The sequence below is a fragment of the Xanthomonas boreopolis genome, assembly GCF_046529185.1.
In the GTDB taxonomy this organism is placed as follows: Bacteria; Pseudomonadota; Gammaproteobacteria; order Xanthomonadales; family Xanthomonadaceae; genus Pseudomonas_S; species Pseudomonas_S boreopolis.
The window spans coordinates 3,690,690-3,707,932 of the sequence record NZ_CP097162.1 but is presented as its reverse complement, the minus strand read 5'-3'; the positions used below and the strand labels follow the sequence as shown (position 1 = coordinate 3,707,932).

Annotated in this window: 15 protein-coding genes; 7 read left to right on the top strand and 8 right to left on the bottom strand. The window is 70.4% G+C overall.

The features are described from left to right. Positions 1-15: 15 nt before the first annotated feature. Positions 16-1,380, top strand: a complete 1,365-nt coding sequence (locus tag M3M27_RS16750) for a glutamate--cysteine ligase (protein WP_140724044.1) — start codon at positions 16-18, stop codon at positions 1,378-1,380. Positions 1,381-2,284: 904 nt separating this feature from the next. Here M3M27_RS16750 and M3M27_RS16745 read toward each other — a convergent pair. Both M3M27_RS16745 and M3M27_RS16740 read right to left on the bottom strand, forming a co-directional pair. Then, positions 2,285-3,757: an ATP-binding protein gene (locus M3M27_RS16745; RefSeq protein WP_434026337.1), complete on the bottom strand. Its 1,473-nt coding sequence runs from the start codon at positions 3,755-3,757 to the stop codon at positions 2,285-2,287. Continuing rightward, a complete protein-coding gene (locus tag M3M27_RS16740; protein WP_140724038.1) occupies positions 3,754-4,470 on the bottom strand; it encodes a response regulator in 717 nt (238 codons plus the stop codon). Before M3M27_RS16740 ends, M3M27_RS16745 begins: the two co-directional genes overlap by 4 nt. A gap of 211 nt (positions 4,471-4,681) precedes the next feature. Here M3M27_RS16740 and M3M27_RS16735 point away from each other — a divergent pair, with 211 nt between their 5' ends. The 6 genes from M3M27_RS16735 (at position 4,682) to fghA (ending at position 9,079) form a co-directional block, all read left to right on the top strand. Further along, positions 4,682-5,704, top strand: coding sequence for a glycosyltransferase (locus M3M27_RS16735; protein ID WP_434026336.1), 1,023 nt, complete (start codon positions 4,682-4,684; stop codon positions 5,702-5,704). A gap of 34 nt (positions 5,705-5,738) precedes the next feature. Continuing rightward, complete coding sequence (locus M3M27_RS16730) at positions 5,739-5,969, top strand: hypothetical protein (RefSeq protein WP_434026335.1); 231 nt, start codon at positions 5,739-5,741, stop codon at positions 5,967-5,969. A gap of 252 nt (positions 5,970-6,221) precedes the next feature. Continuing rightward, complete coding sequence (locus M3M27_RS16725; RefSeq protein WP_434026334.1) at positions 6,222-6,638, top strand: hypothetical protein; 417 nt, start codon at positions 6,222-6,224, stop codon at positions 6,636-6,638. A 137-nt stretch (positions 6,639-6,775) separates the two neighbouring features. Then, positions 6,776-7,051, top strand: coding sequence for a formaldehyde-responsive transcriptional repressor FrmR (gene frmR, locus M3M27_RS16720; protein ID WP_140724028.1), 276 nt, complete (start codon positions 6,776-6,778; stop codon positions 7,049-7,051). 56 nt (positions 7,052-7,107) lie between these two features. Further along, positions 7,108-8,217, top strand: a complete 1,110-nt coding sequence (locus M3M27_RS16715; RefSeq protein ID WP_140724025.1) for an S-(hydroxymethyl)glutathione dehydrogenase/class III alcohol dehydrogenase — start codon at positions 7,108-7,110, stop codon at positions 8,215-8,217. A gap of 31 nt (positions 8,218-8,248) precedes the next feature. Next, positions 8,249-9,079: an S-formylglutathione hydrolase gene (gene fghA, locus M3M27_RS16710; protein WP_140724022.1), complete on the top strand. Its 831-nt coding sequence runs from the start codon at positions 8,249-8,251 to the stop codon at positions 9,077-9,079. A gap of 93 nt (positions 9,080-9,172) precedes the next feature. Here fghA and M3M27_RS16705 read toward each other — a convergent pair whose 3' ends face one another. The 6 genes from M3M27_RS16705 to M3M27_RS16680 form a co-directional block, all read right to left on the bottom strand. Continuing rightward, complete coding sequence (locus M3M27_RS16705; RefSeq protein WP_140724019.1) at positions 9,173-10,351, bottom strand: arabinose transporter; 1,179 nt, start codon at positions 10,349-10,351, stop codon at positions 9,173-9,175. A 335-nt stretch (positions 10,352-10,686) separates the two neighbouring features. Continuing rightward, positions 10,687-11,649 carry an N-acetylglucosamine kinase gene (locus tag M3M27_RS16700; RefSeq protein ID WP_434026333.1) on the bottom strand — a complete coding sequence of 321 codons (963 nt, stop codon included), beginning with the start codon at positions 11,647-11,649 and terminating at the stop codon, positions 10,687-10,689. Next, on the bottom strand, positions 11,646-12,806 hold the full coding sequence (locus M3M27_RS16695; protein WP_140724013.1) for an SIS domain-containing protein: 1,161 nt from the start codon (positions 12,804-12,806) through the stop codon (positions 11,646-11,648). The genes M3M27_RS16700 and M3M27_RS16695 overlap by 4 nt, the downstream gene beginning before the upstream one ends. Continuing rightward, entirely contained in the window at positions 12,793-14,094 is a 1,302-nt protein-coding gene (locus tag M3M27_RS16690) for a D-tagatose-bisphosphate aldolase, class II, non-catalytic subunit (protein WP_434026332.1), read from the bottom strand. The genes M3M27_RS16695 and M3M27_RS16690 overlap by 14 nt, the downstream gene beginning before the upstream one ends. A gap of 14 nt (positions 14,095-14,108) precedes the next feature. Then, complete coding sequence (locus M3M27_RS16685; protein ID WP_434026331.1) at positions 14,109-15,029, bottom strand: EamA family transporter; 921 nt, start codon at positions 15,027-15,029, stop codon at positions 14,109-14,111. After that, positions 15,026-17,122 (bottom strand): glycoside hydrolase family 36 protein, encoded by a 2,097-nt coding sequence (locus M3M27_RS16680; protein ID WP_434026330.1) that lies wholly within the window; start codon positions 17,120-17,122, stop codon positions 15,026-15,028. The genes M3M27_RS16685 and M3M27_RS16680 overlap by 4 nt, the downstream gene beginning before the upstream one ends. Between the last annotated feature and the right edge of the window lie 121 nt (positions 17,123-17,243).

The window sequence follows — 17,243 nt, the reverse complement described above, 5'->3', positions numbered from 1 at the left end:
CCTGCGAGTCCGCCCTTGTCGAGCCCAAGCCACGTCGCCGATACGCCCGTCACAGACCGACGCCAACTCGTGGAGGTTATCGCGTCCGGCGAGAAGGCGGCGTCGCAATGGCGCATCGGTACCGAGCACGAGAAGTTCGGGTTCCGCCTGGACGACCTGCGCCCGCCGCAGTTCGACGGCGAGCGCGGGATCGAGGCCCTGTTGAACGGACTGGTGCGCTTCGGCTGGACGCCGGTGCAGGAAGCCGGGCGCACCATCGCGCTCGCCCGCGACGGCGCCTCGGTGACGCTGGAGCCGGCCGGCCAGCTGGAGCTGTCCGGCGCGGCGCTGGAGAACATCCACCAGACCTGCGAGGAAACCGGCGAGCACCTGCGCGAGGTCAGCGAGGTGGCGGGCGAACTGCAGCTGGGCTTCCTCGGCATGGGCTTCCAGCCGAAATGGGCGCGCGCGGACATGCCGTGGATGCCGAAGGGCCGCTACCGGATCATGCGCGCCTACATGCCCAAGGTCGGCCAGCTCGGGCTGGACATGATGACGCGCACCTGCACGGTACAGGTCAACCTCGACTACGCGTCCGAGGCGGACATGGTGAAGAAGTTCCGCGTGTCGCTGGCGCTGCAGCCGATCGCGACCGCCCTGTTCGCCGATTCGCCGTTCGCCGAGGGCAAGCCGAACGGCTACCTGAGCTACCGCTCGCACATCTGGACCGACACCGATGCCGACCGCACCGGCATGCTGGATTTCGTGTTCGAGGATGGCTTCGGCTACGAACGCTACGTCGACTACCTGCTCGACGTGCCGATGTATTTCTCCTACCGCGACGGCACCTACGTCGATGCCAGCGGGCAGAGCTTCCGCGATTTCCTCGCCGGCAAGCTGCCGGCGCTGCCGGGCGCGCTGCCGACCCTGCGCGACTGGTCCGACCACACGACCACCGCGTTCCCGGAAGTGCGCCTGAAGAAGTACCTGGAGATGCGCGGCGCCGATGCCGGCCCGTGGGCGCGGCTGTGCGCGCTGCCGGCGTTCTGGGTCGGCCTGCTGTACGACGATGCGGCGCTGGATGCGGCCTGGGACCTGGTCAAGGATTTCTCGCTGGAGGAACGCCATGCGCTGCGCGACGGCGTGCCGAGGCACGCGCTGAAGCTGCCGTTCCGCGGCGCGACCGTGCGCGAGCTGGCCCTGGAAGCGCTGCGGATCTCGCGCGAGGGCTTGCGCCGGCGCGCGCGCCGCAACGCCGACGGCCAGGACGAGACGCCCTTCCTGGACGTGTTGCAGGAAATCGCCGACAGCGGCCTGACCCCGGCCGAACGCAAGCTGGCGTTGTTCGAGGGCCGCTGGAACGGCAGCGTCGATCCGGTGTTCGCCGAGTTCGCGTATTGAGGGCGGGCCCGGGACCCGGGAAAGCCGGCGCCGGATCGGACGCTGTCGCAGGAGGGGCTCCAGCCCGACGGGCCTTATCAGGAGCCGTGGCCGGGGCTTGGTGACAGGGGACTCGGCAAGGCGGCAAGCCTGCTTTGGATCGAATGCCGCTGTGGGAGGGGCTTCAGTCCCGACGGGGCTTTGCCGGCCATCCGTCGGGACTGAAGTCCCTCCCACAAAAAGTACCCAAGAAGCCCTGTAAAAAAAGCATCAGGTCGCTTGATGGCCGGGTCCGGGCAAGGATGCTTTGCCCGGTGCCGCGGACTGGGGGATTCGGCAAGGCGGCAAGCCTGCTTTGGATCGAATGCCGCTGTGGGAGGGACTTCAGTCCCGACGGGGTTTTGCCGGCCATCCGTCGGGACTGAAGTCCCTCTCACAAAAAATTCCCAAGAAACCCTGCAAAAAGCATCAGGTCGCTTGATGGCCGGGTCCAGGCAAGGATGCTTTGCCCGGTGCCGCGGACTGGGGGATTCGGCAAGGCGGCAAGCCTGCTTCGGATCGAATGCCGCTGTGGGAGGGACTTCAGTCCCGACGGGGTTTTGCCGGCCATCCGTCGGGACTGAAGTCCCTCCCACAAAAAAATTCCCAAGAAACCCTGCAAAAAGCATCAGGTCGCTTGATGGTCGGGTCCGGGCAAGGATGCTTTGCCCGGTGCCGCGGACTGGGGGATTCGGCAAGGCGGCAAGCCTGCTTCGGATCGAATGCCGCTGTGGGAGGGACTTCAGTCCCGACGGGGTTTGCCGGCCATCCGTCGGGACTGAAGTCCCTCCCACAAAAAGTACCCAAGAAGCCCTGTAAAAAGCATCAGGTCGCTTGATGGCCGGGTCCGGGCAAGGATGCTTTGCCCGGTCCCGAGTCCCGGGCTTCAAGCCTCGTGGCACGGCAGCTGCACGGTGACCCGCAGGCCGCCCTCGGGGCGGTTGTCCAGGTCGATCTGCCCGCCGTGCGCCAGGACGATGCTGTTGGCCACGGCCAGGCCCAAGCCGATCCCGCCGGTGTCGCGGTTGCGCGAACTTTCCCCGCGCACGAACGGCAGCAACAGGTGTTCGCGCTGCGCCGGATCGATGCCCGGGCCATCGTCGTCCACCCACAGCAGGCACTGGTCGCCGTTGCGGTGGACCTGCACGCGCGCGCGCTTGCCGTATTTCAGCGCGTTCTCCACCAGGTTGGTGACCATCCTCCGCAGCGCCAGCGGGTCGCCCTCGACGTCGACCGAATCGCCCGGTACCAGCCGCGCGTCCGCGCCCGTGTCGGCCAGGTTGTCGACCACGCTTTCCACCAGCAGCTGGAAATCGACGCGCGAACGCTGGCCGCGCCGCGCATCGTTCTTGATGAAGTCCAGGGCCGCGGAGATCATCGCCTTCATCTCGTCGATGTCGGCGAGGGTCTTCTCGCGCAGGGCCTCGGGCGCGGCTTCCATGCGGAACGCCAGGCGCGCCAGCGGCGTGCGCAGGTCGTGCGCGATCGCCGCGACCATCTGGGTGCGCTCGTGCATCATCCGGTTCAGCCGCGCCTGCATCGCGTTGAACGAATCGGCGGCCTGCACCAGTTCGGCCGGGCCGCTGCGTTCCAGCGGCGGGGCGTCCGGATTCCGGCCGAGCTGGTCGGCCGCTTCGGAAAAGCGCCGGATCGGCGCGGACAGCGCGCGAGAGAACCGCCAGGCCAGCGGCAGCATCAGCAGCAGGCCGCAGCAGAACAGCGCCGCCACCTGGAACTTGAACGCACCGGACAACTGGCGGCCGGGCGCGGTGACCACGCGCCACGTGCCGTCCGGCTGCTGCGCGGCGGCGGTGAAGCCGGCCAGCAGCGGCGAGCTGGGCGAGAAACCGGGAACCGGCATCTCGTGCCAGGGCTCGTCCGGGATCCCCTTGATGTCGTAGAGCGGCGGGTCTTCGAACGGGCGGCCATGGGGCAGGAAATCGTCCCCGGCCTCGCCGCGCGAATCGATCCGCGGCGGGGCCATGGGCGCGCGATCGCCGTCTTCCTGCACGACGGAGAGGAAGGCCGGCGGCCGGCCTTCGCGATAGAAGCGCACGCTCTTGACGTCCATGCCCAGCCAGTGCGCGATCAATCGTTCGATGAAGTGGTCGCGATGGTGCCCCGCCGGCGCTTCCGGCGGCGAGGACTGGGTCCTGACCTGCAGGTCGGCGTTGGCGGCCGGCATCCTGGTGCTGAGCAGCGCGAGGATCTCCGGCGGATGCACCGGCGTGGCGAAGATCGGCGTGCGCATCAGGATCAGTCCGACGCCGACGCCTTGCGCCAGCACCAGGGCGATCGCCAGCACCAGGAAGGTGCGGGCGAAGATCGAAAGCCGGCGCCGGGGCTTGGCGCTGGTCATAGCCGGCTGACGGCCGGCAGCAGCATGTAGCCTTCGTTGCGGACCGTGCGGATCAGCTCGGTGTGCACGCGCTCGTTGATCTTGCGGCGCAGGCGGCTGATCTGGCTGTCGATGGCGCGGTCGTAGACGTCGGTGTCGCGGCCGCGCGAGTAGTCGAGCAACTGGTCGCGGCTGAGTACGCGCTGCGGGTGCTCGACGAAGGTGCGCAGCAGCGCGAACTCGCCGTCGGAAAGATTGATGAACACGCCGGTCGGGTCGCGCAGGTCGCGGCGCACCAGGTCCAGGCGCCAGCCGGCGAATTCGTACACGTTGCCGCGGGTCTCGGCCAGCTCGGCGTTGGCCTGGCTGCGCCGCAGCAGCGCGCGGACCCGGGCCAGCAGCTCGCGCGGATTGCAGGGCTTGCTGAGGTAATCGTCGGCGCCGACTTCCAGCCCGATGATCCGGTCGGTGTCCTCGCCGAGCGCGCTGAGCATGATCACCGCCGGCGAGCCGCGCTCGCTGGCCAGGGCGCGGGCCGCGCTGAGCCCGTCCTCGCCCGGCATCATCACGTCCAGGATGATCAGGTCGGGGCGGCGCTGGGCCATCAGCCGGCGCATCTCCGGCACGCTCTCGGCGGCCTGGACGTGGTAGCCGTGCTCGCCCAGGAAGTCGCTGATGAGGCGGCGCAGGTCGGGGTCGTCGTCGACCACGAGTACGGAAGATTGCATGTCCATGGTCCGTCCGGAGGCAGGTGATGGGGCCCCCGGGGCCGGCGGCCGGGGGAGGGCCGGGACCGGGCGGGAAGCTGGAGCCGGCATCATACGGAGCGGGCTTGTCAATGCATGACAAATTCGTGCCAGGGGCTGCAATGTGTCAGTCAAGTGGGTGACGCCGAAGCATGGGATTCTGCAGGCCCCGTCCCATTGCTACCCCGGCCGCGCACACATGTCTCCCCCCGATATCAGGCTGATCAGCCGCGACAACGGCGTCGGATTGACCCGCGACCTGGCGCTGATGAGCGAGGCCCTGCGCGCGGCCGGGATGACCGTCGAGCAGGTGGGCTTCGGCGGCACCGGCATGCGGACCCGCCTGCGCACCGCCGGGCTGTGGGGCGAACGCATGCTGCGCGGCAAGGTGCCGGTACAGGTCTTCTCCGAGCGGGTGTATCCCCATTGCCTGCGGTTGGCCGCGCGCAACCTGCTGGTGCCCAACCCGGAATGGCTGCTGCCGAAGTGGCTGCCGCTGCTGTCGCGCTTCGAGGCGGTGCTGTGCAAGACGCGACATGCCGAGCGCATCTTCCGCACGATGGGGTTCCGCACCCGTTTCATCGGATTCACCAGCGAGGACCGCCACGATCCCTGCGTCGCGCGCCAGCGCGCGTTCTTCCACCTGGCCGGGCGCAGTTCCGCCAAGGGCACGCAGGTGGTGCTGGATACCTGGCGGCGCCATCCCGAGTGGCCGCTGCTGACCGTGGTGCAGAACCCGCGCACCGCCGGCGGGCAGGTGCGGGCGGCCAACATCGATCATCGGCTCGAGTACCTGGACGATGCGCAGCTGCGCCACCTGCAGAACGCGCACCTGTTCCACCTGTGCCCCTCCGAGACCGAGGGCTTCGGCCATTACCTGATGGAGGCGATGAGCGTGGGCGCGGTGACCCTCGCCACCGGCGCCGAGCCGATGAACGAACTGGTCACCGAGGAGCGGGGCATCCTGATCCCGCCGACGTCCTCGCGCCGCCGCCAGTTGGCGTCCTACTACTACGTCGATGCGGCCGGCATCGAGGCGGCGGTGGAGCGCGCGCTGGCGTTGCCGGAGGCGCGGCTGGCGGAGTTGTCGGCGCGCGCGAGAGAGCATTTCGTGCTCAACGACCAGGCGTTCTCGGCGCGCTTCTGCCATGCGGTGCTGTCGCACGTGGCCGATGGGGAACAGGCCCTGGACGCGCAGCCCGCCGGCATCGCGGAAGGCTGACCGGTTCCGCGCGCGCCCGCGACGGGCGCCGTCGATGCAGAAGTACGTACGTGGTGGCGATCGTGCCGCCATGCGCCTGCCTTGTCCTTGTTCGCGCGAGCGTGGCGATGCGCTTGCATGCGTGTCGCCCGGCGATGCGCCGTGGCTCTGCGACCGGATCACCCGCGCACCGCGGAATGCGGTGCCGGCACGTGCCGCCGCCTGCCGGATCGAAGCCGCCCATGTCGTGCTTCGCACCTGCGTCGAGCGCCGCGAACGTCGATGACAAACCGGCGGCAAAGGCGAACGGAATCATCCGTTCGCGCCAGGCGTCGTGCGGAAGGGGGCCACGACGGCGCCGGCACGAACCCGCACAGGACGGCTACGGAGAACCGAGATGAAGATGGCAAGGCTAGGCAGGCCCGTGATGACCACGGGCGTGCTGGTGTTTTTGGGAATGGCGTTGGGCGGATGCGCGTCGACGTGCGGACGCGGGCCGGATGCAGGCGGTCCCCCGCCGCGTTCGGCCGAGCGGCCGATGCCGCCGCCGGATCGGCTCGATCCCGCGTTCCGCGAGGCCTTGCAGGCCTGCGCGCAGGAACAGGGCATGGCGTTGCCCGCGCCGGGCGAAGGTCCGCCGCCGCGGGACGGCGCGCGGCCGGACCGCGCCAGGATGGACGCCTGCCTCGAGGCCAAGGGCTTCGAGCATCCGCCCGGGCCGCCGCCGGACGTCGGCATGCGCCGTGGCCCGGGCGGGCCCGGCCTGCCGCCGCCCGATCCTGCCGCGGCCGCGGCATTCCGGGCGTGCGCGGCCGAACAGGGCGTGCGCCTGCCGGAACCGGGCGCCGCGCCGGCTGTGGACGACAAGCCGGCCGCCGGCCAACTGGACCACGACAAGTTGCACGCGTGCATGGAGGCCAAGGGCTTCCGGCGTCCCGATCGCGATACTCCCTGATCCGAGGGCAGGCGGTGCAGGCGATGCGCGCGCCGCCTAGATAGACCGGACGATGCCTGGTTCCCCGCGGGAGCCAGGCATTTTTCTTTCCTTTTCCGGCCCGCCCTGTATACTGCCCCCCAGTATAAGGAGGGGCCATGCCGCATTCGCCGGAAGAAAAGAAGCGCGTGCTCACCCGCGTGCGCCGCATCCGCGGCCAGTGCGATGCCCTGGAGCGCGCGCTGGAAGGCGGGGCCGACTGCGGGCCGGTGCTGCAGCAGATCGCGGCGATCCGCGGCGCGGTCAACGGGCTGATGTCCGAGGTGCTGGAAGCGCACATCCGCGAGGATTTCGGCCAGCCTGCCGGCTCGGACGCGCAACGCGCCGAGCGCGTGCAGGAATTGCTCGGCCTGGTCCGCTCCTATCTCAAGTAACCCTGGCCGGCGCCGCGCCGGCCTTCCGTCGAATCGTCATCGCAGGAGAGTCGTCCATGAAGTCACGTGCCGCCGTCGCGTTCGGTCCCGGCAAGCCGCTGGAAATCGTCGAGATCGACGTCGCCCCGCCGAAGGCCGGCGAGGTGCTGGTCCGCATCACCCATACCGGCGTGTGCCATACCGACGCCTTCACCCTGTCCGGCGACGACCCGGAAGGGCTGTTCCCGGTCGTGCTCGGCCACGAGGGCGCCGGCATCGTGGTGGAGGTCGGTGAGGGCGTGACCTCGGTGAAGCCGGGCGACCACGTGATCCCGCTGTACACCGCCGAATGCGGGCAGTGCCTGTTCTGCAAGTCCGGCAAGACCAACCTGTGCGTGGCGGTGCGCGCCACCCAGGGCAAGGGCGTGATGCCGGACGGCACCTCGCGCTTCTCCTACAACGGCGAGCCGGTCTACCACTACATGGGCTGCTCGACCTTCAGCGAATACACCGTGGTCGCCGAAGTCTCGCTGGCGAAGATCAATCCGGACGCCAACCCGGAACACGTGTGCCTGCTCGGCTGCGGCGTCACCACCGGCATCGGCGCGGTGCACAACACCGCCAAGGTGCAGGAAGGCGACAGCGTGGCCGTGTTCGGCCTCGGCGGCATCGGCCTGGCGGTGATCCAGGGCGCGCGCCAGGCCAAGGCCGGGCGCATCATCGCGATCGACACCAATCCCTCGAAGTTCGAGCTGGCCAGGCAGTTCGGCGCCACCGACTGCATCAACCCCAGGGACCACGACAAGCCGATCCAGCAGGTGGTCGTCGAGATGACCGGCTGGGGCGTGGACCATTCGTTCGAGTGCATCGGCAACGTTAACGTGATGCGCGCGGCGCTGGAATGCGCGCACCGCGGCTGGGGCCAGTCGGTGATCATCGGCGTGGCCGGCGCGGGCCAGGAGATCTCCACGCGGCCGTTCCAGCTGGTCACCGGGCGCACCTGGAAGGGCACCGCGTTCGGCGGCGTGAAGGGCCGCTCGCAGCTGCCGGGCATGGTCGAGGACGCGATGAAGGGCGAGATCGAGCTGGCGCCGTTCGTCACCCACACGATGGGCCTGGACGAGATCAACAGCGCGTTCGAGCTGATGCACGAAGGCAAGTCGATCCGCAGCGTCGTCCACTATTGACCGGCATCGGCCCGCCTCGAAGGAGTCCCTGATGGAACGCATCGAACACCGCGCCTGCTTCGGCGGCTGGCAGGACGTGTACCGGCACGCGTCGGAAGCGCTCGGCTGCGCGATGAACTTCGCGATCTACCTGCCGCCGCAGGCGGAGCGGGAGAGAGTGCCGGTGCTGTACTGGCTCTCGGGCCTGACCTGCAACGAGCAGAACTTCATCACCAAGGCCGGCGCGCAGCGCTACGCGGCCGAGCACGGCGTGGCGATCGTCGCGCCGGACACCAGTCCGCGCGGCGACGACGTGGCCGATGCCGAAGGCTACGACCTGGGCAAGGGCGCGGGCTTCTACGTCGATGCCACGCAGGCGCCGTGGTCGGCGCACTACCGCATGCACGACTACGTGGCGAACGAACTGCCGGCGCTGGTCGAGGCGCGGTTCCCCACGACCGGCGCGCGTGCGATCAGCGGCCATTCGATGGGTGGGCATGGCGCGCTGACCATCGCGCTGCGCAATCCCGGGCGCTATCGCAGCGTGTCGGCCTTCGCGCCGATCGTGGCGCCGGCGCGGGTGCCGTGGGGCGAGAAGGCGCTCTCCGCCTATCTCGGCGACGACCGCGAAGCCTGGAAGGCGTGGGACGCCACCGAGCTGCTGAAGACCGCGCAGGAGCGGCTGCCGCTGCTGGTCGACCAGGGCGAGGCCGACGAGTTCCTCGACAGCCAGCTCAGGCCGCGACTGCTCGCCGAGGCGGCGCAGGCGGCCGGGTACCCGCTGACACTGCGGATGCAGCCCGGCTACGACCACAGCTACTACTTCATCGCCAGCTTCATCGGCGAGCACGTGGCGCATCACGCCGCCGCATTGCGGGACTGAGCCGGTGCCGGCCCCGCGCAGGCGGGGCCGGCAGCTTCCGCGCCGTCCCCGCCCCGCGGGGATCGGCGGTCATCGCGCTTCCGTCGATCCCGCTCAAGGCGCGCGGGCGCGCATCGCCAGGCCCGCCGCCACCGCGGCGCCGAGCAAGGCGCTGCCTGCCGCGCAGACGAAGATCGCGGCATAGCCCAGATGGGTGGCGACCAAGCCGGCCAGCGGTCCGGCCATGGCATAGGCCACGTCCTGGAACGCGGCATAGCCGCCCAGCGCGGTCGCACGCACCTGCGCGGGCACGCGCCGGACCACTTCCACGCCCAGCGCCGGGAACACCAGCGAGCAACCCAGGCCGGTCAGGAACGCACCGCCAATGCCCATCCATGGCGAGACCGCCAGGCCGAGCGTGAGCAGGCCCAGGCTTTCCACGCCCATCGCCGCGACCGCCACGCGCGCACCGCCGAAGCGGTCCGGCAAGCGCCCGCCCAGCAGCCGCGCCAGCACGAAGCCGATGCCGAAGGCGCTGAGCAGCCAGGCCGCGCCTGGCCACTGGCGATCGTTGAAGTACAGCACCGCGAAGGTCCCGATGGTGGCGAAGCCCACGCCTTGCAGCGCCAATCCCAGTGCCGGCCACCAGATCCGCGCCAGCACCTGGCGCAACGGCGGGCGCGTGCCGCCGACGGGCGCGACCGCGCCGACGCCGCCGGCGACCGCGTACGACAGCACGGGCAACAGCAACGTTGCCACGGCTATCGCCAGGAAGCCGCCGTGCGCGTCCAGCGCGACGCCGACGGGCGACCCGGCCGCGAGCGCGGCGAAGATCGCCGTGCCGACCCAGGTCATCACCCGTCCGGACTGCGCCGCGCCGAGGTGGCCGATGCCCCAGGCCAGGGTGCCGGTGACCAGCAGGCTCTCGCCGATGCCGGCGGCCAGCCGCGCAAGCACCAGCCAGGCCAGCGGCAGAGCGGGAACCAGCGCGGCCAGCAGGTAGCCGACGCCGGACGCGAACAGCAGCAGCATGCCGCGGCGCGTGGCGCGCGCCGGCCCGGCGGTATCGCTGAGGCGGCCGGCCACGCTGCGGGTGAAGACCGTGGCCACGAACTGCACCGCGACGATGCAGCCGACCACGAGATCGCCATGGCCGAGCGCCTGGCGCACGTGCACCGGCACCACCGGGAGCGGTACCGACAAGGTCATGAAGCCGAGAAAGATCGCGACGCACAGCCGCAGCAGCACGGCCGTATGCGCGGAGGAGGATACGTTTGGATTCGGGATGTTCATTGGGCGACTCGTGTGGGCCCATCTGCGGCCTGGCCGGACCGGGTCGAGACGGGCACGCGCCCGGCGACCCGTATCGCGACCGGCGGCACGCCGGTGGGCGGGGTCGCGTTGATTGACGTAAACGCTTACGTGGCGGGCCAGGAGGGCGCGCCAATGGAGACGCATTCTACTCGACGTTTCCATTCCCTGGATGCCGGCGGTTCGCCTTTCGGGAAGCGGATCCGGACCAGGAGGAAGCCTTGCCGGCAGCCGAGGCGATCCTGCCGGGGCGTGGCATGGGTCCCGTCGGCGAGCCCGTCGCACGCCGCGGCGGCGGCGGCGGGCCGTGCCGGGGATCAGGCGCGCGCGCCGGCCGGTACGGCTACGCCGGCCAGCTTCGCCGCGTACAACGCCGCCCCGTAGTGGGGTTCGTGCCGCGGCGCGCGCAGGTCGAACCGCGGATGGAACGCCCGCAGCGCGTCGCGGAACGGGGCCAGCAGCAGCTCGCCTGCACTGAACGCGCCGCCGGAGAAGGAAAGCGGCACGTCCTCGTCGTCGGCGAAATGCAGCGCGAGCCGGATCGCTTCGGCGATCTCCGCCAGCTCCTGCCCCGCGCGCGCGAAGATCGCGTGCGCGACCGGGTCGCCGGCCTCGGCCGCGCGCGTCACCAGGATCGACAGTTGCGCCACTTCGCTGCGCGTGCTGGCGTGCTCGCCGTAGATCCGCGCGCACAGGTCCAGGTCGTGCCGGAGCGAGAGCGCGTCGTTGACGAGGGCGTGCAGCGGACCCTTGGGCAGGCGCCCGTCGCTCATGCGCGAGTACGCGTTCAATCCCTGCACCGCGATCCAGTGCGCCGACCCCTCGTCGGAGAACGCCTCGCCCCAGCCGCCCGCGCGTGCGGCCATGCCGCGGCGTTGCCCGTAGCCGATCGACCCCGTGCCCGCGACGATGTTGATGCCGTCGGTGCAGGCCAGGGAGCCGGCCCACCCGCACACCGTGTCGTTGTCGCAGGTGTAGCGCGCGTGGCCGAGGATCTGCGCCGGCATCCGGTCCAGCAGCGGCGTGACCGTGCTGTCCTCGCCATGCGCCGGCAAGCCGAAGAAGGCATGGCCGAGCGCCTGCGGGTCCATGCCGGCGTCCTCGAACACCTGCGCCACGCCCTGCGCGAGCATGGTGCGCACCGCCTCCAGCCCGATCTGCGGGTAGTAGGCGGTGCCGAGCTGGGCCTGGGCGAGCAGGCGCCCGGCCGCGTCGATGAGCGCGAACCGGGTCTTGGTGCCGCCGCCGTCGACGCCGAGGAAGCAGGCGTGGCGCGTCATGGGGCCAAGGCGTGGATGCGCACGCCCTGCACGACACGGTTCACCATGCCCTGCTTGTTGGGATTGTCCGGCGACAGGCCCAGCGCCAGCGAGCACTGGAACGCGAAGACCTGCGCGATGGCCACGTACGGCCACAGCAGGTCCACGTCGGCGGCGCCGGCCATGCCGGGTACCGTCACCGTGTCGCGCGCCAGGCCGTCGCGCGGTTGCGCGGTGATCTCGATGACCCGGCCGGCGTAGCCGTCCCTGCGCAGTTCGTCGAGCAGGTCGTGGTCGTAGCGCCGGGTCAGCGGGTCGTTCGAGACGAACACCGCCACCAGGGTGCGCGGGGTGATGAACGTCTTGGGCCCGTGGCGAAAGCCCAGCGGCGTGTCGAAACAGGTCGCGATGGCGCCGTTGGTGAGCTCGCCGAGCTTGAGCGCCGCCTCGCGCGCAAGACCTTGCATCAGCCCGCTCCCCAGATAGGCGACGCGATCGTATCCGGCCAGCGCCAGCTCCTGCAGGGCCGGGCGCGCTTCGGCGATCACGCGGCCGGTGGCATCGGCGAGCGGCGCGATGCGCGCGTCCAGCGCGCGTGCCGGTCCCAGTGCCAGCAGCGTGGCGTACATCATGCAGCTGAAGCTGGAGGTCATCGCGAAGCTGGCGTCGTGGGTCTCCTCCGGCAGCAGCAGGGTCATCGCCTCGCGCGCGCCACTGCGGCCAAGCGAGCCGTCCGGATTGCAGGTGACCACCAGGTGGCGTACTTGGCGCACCCTCGATTCGGCGATCCGTACCGCGGCCAGGCTCTCGGGGCTGTTGCCGGAGCGGCCGAAGGACACCAGCAGCAACGGTTGCTCCGGGTCCAGGTACAGCGCCGGGCTGCTGACCAGGTCGGTGGTGGGCACGGCATCCACGCGCGCCGCCAGTTGGCGGTCGAGCAGCGGCGCCAGGCATTGGCCGATGTAGGCCGAGGTCCCCGCGCCGGTGAGGACGATCCGGGCGCGCGCATCGTGCGCGACCGGCGCCACGAAGGCCTGCACGCGTTCGTGCAGCGCCTGGACCATGGCATGGGTGCGCCTGAGCATGTCCGGTTGCTGCTCGATCTCGCGCGCGGTCGAGGCCGCTCCGGCCGCAAGCAGGTCCGGTTCCGGGATGCCGAGGTATTCAGTGGTTTTCATGGGGGTCGCAGGCATGGTCGTAGTCGTCGATCACTGCGTTGATGTGCGCCATCGCCAAGGCGGCCGGATCCCGGACGGCATCGTCGCCGGCCGGGCCATTGCGGAGCGCATGCAACGCTTGGGGGAGGTATTGGCTGACCAGCGGCGGCGGCGGCGGGTCGGCGCGGAGGTTGGCGAACAGCCGCTCCCGCGCCGCCTCGATGGCGGGGTCGGGCCAGTAGTAGCGGATGCGGTCGCTGAGGCTGTACTGCAGGTCGATGCGCAACGCGTCGCCTTCCGCGTGGTAGTACTTGCGCCAGTGCCGTGGCTCCTGGCGCATGCGTTCGAGCACCACCTCGCGCAGCCGCGCCCGCCGTTCCGGCGCGATCCATTCGGCCTCGATCGCGTCCAGCGCCCACAACGCTTCGCGCAACGCGAAGGTCAGGCCGGGGCCGACCTTGAGGATGGCGAAGTGGTCGCGCACCAGCGCGGCCAGGGCGCCGCGGGTCTGGTAGTCGGTCGAGTGCGCCTCGAACACCATGCCGGGTACGCCGGCGATCGCCTCGCTGAGCGTGCGCGCCCTGGCCGGGACGTAATCGACGACACGATGGTGGTCGAACTCGACGCCGGGCTGCACCACCGAGGCGATCACCCGTTGCCAGGCCGCTTCGAGGCCGGCGGCGCGGAACGCCTCGCGGTGCGCGGCGATGGTCGCCAGGGCGGCCTGCGGGGTGGTGGTGGCCAGTCCTTCGATGGACTCGGTCGGGCCGCCCGGCACCGGCACTTCGGTGCCGATCACGTACACCGGCGGTTCGCCACCGGCCCGTGCGTAGGCGGCTTCCGCGGCGGCGCACAGGCGCACCGCGCGATCCACGATCCAGGCCTCCGGCAGCGGCTGCGGATCGTCCGCGCAGGCCATCGAGCAATCCAGGTGGATCTTGCGGAAGCCGGCGGCGACGTAGGCCGCCACCATCGCCTCGGCCTTGGTCATCGCCGCCCCGGCGTCCATCGCGGTCCATGGGTTCGGGCCGAGATGGTCGCCGCCGAGCGCGATGCGCGCCGGATCGAAGCCGACCCTGGCGGCGATGCCGTGCACGAAGCCGGCGAAATCGGCCGGGGTCATGCCGGTGTAGCCGCCATCCTGGTTGACCTGGTTGCAGGTGGCTTCGAACAGCACCAGCGGCTGGTCGCGGGCCAGCGCGCGGCGCAGCGCGGCTTCGATCACGAGGGGATGGGCCGAGCAGATCGAGGTGACGCCGCAGGGCTGGCCCTGCTTGTGGCGCGCGACGAGTTGCAGGAGTGCGTGCATCGGGGATTTCCGGGTCAGGGGGAGGATGGGCGCGCGGCCGGGCGCTCCGGTTCGAGCACCAGCAGCAGCGAGGCGACCAGGGCCAGCGCCAGGCCGGCGATCTTCAGCGGGCCGGGGACCACGCCGGCGAACAGCAGCGACAACAGCGCGGTCACCAGCGGCGCGCCGGCGTTGGTCAGCGGGGCGACCACGATCGCCTGGCCATGGCGGAAGGCGTACACCAGCGCCAACGCGCCGATCGCGTTGAGGATCTGGATCGCGGCCGTCATCCACGGGCCGTCCAGGCCGGTGTTGACCGCTTGCGTCCAGTCGGTCATCGCCCAGGCGGCCGGCACCAGCAGCAGCGCGCCGAGGGTCATGTAGAAGAAGATGCTGTCGGCGCCGACGGTGTGGTTGGCCAGCTTCATGAAGTAGGCCTGCAGGCCCCACGCCGCCATGATCAGCAGCGACAGGGCGAACCAGCCCATGCCGTGCGCATCGGCCCGGCCGAACGACAGGTCGAGCAGGGGCAGGGCGAGCAGCGCGCACACGATGCCGAGGGCGCCCAGCCTGCCGGTGCGTTCGCGCAGCAGCAGGAAAGACAGCGCGATGGTGATCACCGGCGACAGGGAGATGATCGGGAAGATGAAGTAGGCCGGGCCCAGCGTGAGCGCGCGGAACAGCAGCAGCTGTCCTCCCGCGCCCAGCAGGCCGATCAGCAGCCCGTAGGCCATCGCGCGCGGATGCCGGTCCAGGCGCCAGCCGCCCCGCCACAGCACGAACAGCGCCGGCGGGATCATCGTCACGGCCCACACGCAGTAGACCAGGGTGTCAGGGAAACCGTGCTCGGCCGACAGCCCGGACAACGACCCCCATACCCCCCACAGCGCGACCACCGCCAGTGCGTACAACACCCAGGCCCGGCGCGCGCCGCCCATTGCCGCGGCCGCGCTCATGCGCGCGCCCCGGCCGGTATGGCCTGCAGCAGCAGGAAACGCTTGAACGACGCCTGGACGGTGCCGGTGCCGGAAGCCGCATCGACCTGGCCGAGCTCGGTGCCGTTGAAGAGGTCGCGCACCGCGTAGCGTCCCTTGCCCAGCCCGCGCAGGTGCAGCGGCCCCTCCCACGTGTCGGCGTAGAAGGCGTAGTACATCGCGCCGTCCTTGGCGATCGCGTGCGCCTCGGGCTTGTCGAAGCCGATGTCGTACAGCTCGCCCCGGTATTCGCCCTTGGGCAGCATGTGGGTCTTGTAGATGTCCACCCATTTCCGCCACAGCGCCTCCTTCTCCGGGGTGAGAACGAAGCCGCCGGGAGGCAAGGGCTGGGTCGGCCGGTCGGTATCGCGCGGCCAAGTGAACTTGGTCGAGATCACCGCGCCGATGCCGACGCTCGAGGCGAAGTCGTCGCCGCCGTCGCTGAGTTCGACGTGGTCGCCGGCGTAGCTGCTGGTGTCGCCGAACAGCGCCTTCACCGACTTGCCCTTGTGGCGCACCTGCCAGGACGAGAGCGGGTCGGAGGCCGGGTACTGGTCGGTGGACGGCAGGTTGTGGAAGGCGAACGCGGTGCCGCACGGGCAGAGTTCGACCACCGCCTCGGGGTTGGCCTGGTGCGCGGCACGGTAGATCGCGTTCCAGAAATCGGCCAGCCGTTCGAACGAGTCGGTGGGATGGGCATGGCGGTGCAGGGGGTTGTAGCAGGGCGCGACCGCGTTGAGGTGCTGGCCGTCCAGCTTGATTCCCTCGAAGCCCCAGTCGGCGATCGCCTTGCGCACCAGCTCCACGTAGAAATCGATGGTCGGCTGATAGGCCGGGCACTGGGTGAAGGCATTCCACCAGCTGACCTTCTGCACCGAACCTTCCTGGTCCAGCAACAGCATGTCCGGATGGTCGTGCAGCACGTCGCTGCCGGGATCGCAGGCCAGCGGGGCCAGCCACAGCCGCGGGCGCAGGCCCTGCGCCTTCACCGCGCGCACGAACGCACGCATGTCCTCGTCGCCGCGCGGGAACTTGCGCGGGTCGAGCTTCCAGTCGCCTTCGTTGGTTTGCCAGCCGTCGTCGAGCACCGCCCATTCGAAGCCCAGCTCGCGCGCCTTGGGCAGGGTCGCCACGATCTGCTCGGTGGTGAAGTCGCGGTCGTAACCCCATGCGCACCAGATCGGGGCGAACGCCGACTGCGGCGGGCGCGGGCCGGCGATGCCCAGTTCGCGCATGTAGCGCCGGTAATGGTCCAGCGGCGCGAAGAAGTCGCCTTGGTGCACGCACACGAAGCAGTGGTCGGTGGTCAACGCCTGGCCGGGGGCGAGGCTGAGCGGCTGGTTCGATTCCACCGCGATGCTGGCGCCGCTCCCGAGCTTGCGCACCGGCAGGTCGAGCAGGCGCGGCACGGTCTCGACATGCCCGACGGCCAGGCCGACGTCGCGTCGCCAGATGTTGGCCACCGGTGTGCCGCCGCCGTAGTCGGAGGCATCCATCGCCAGCGTGTTGCGCTGCTCGAAGCCGTCCACGAGCGGCTGCACCCAGTCCCGCCGGTCCGCGTGGGTGGCGCCGGAGAAACTCCAGAATCCGCCCGGCCGTTCGGCCAGGGCATGCGCGCCGTTGCGCCAGCCCGCCACCTCGATCGGGGCAGGGCCAGCGTTGCGATAAGTGACGCGCAGCAGGGCCAGGCCCGGGTAGTGCTCCAGCAGGGTCACCTCGACCTGCTTCTCGATGCCGTTGTCGGCGAGCCCGGTCACCCGCAGGCGCTTGCCGGGCCCGTGGCGATCGCCGCGCAGGCGCTCGCTGTGCTGCCCGCGGAAGCGGAACTCACCGAGGACGCGCGGTTCGCCGGTGCCATCCCCGAGCAGCAACACCTCGCTGGCCTCGTAGCCGGTGAGGTCCAGTCCGCGGACGAGCAGCCGGGTGCGCAGGACGGCATCGAACTGCAGGTCGAGCGCCCCGTCGCCGATGGAGGCGCGTGGCGCGTCGCTCTCCGTTCCCTGCGCGCGCGGGATGCCCAGCGCGGACAGGGGCAGGGAGGCGCCGGCGACCGTGCCACCGACGAGTTTGAGCACTGAGCGGCGTCCGATTGGGGGCATGGCGACCTGTCCTGATGAAAGGGAGGCTTCATTCTGGTGCAAACGAAGCGATGGATGCAACACATTTGTTGCGATATGTGATATCTAAGTTTCGTTA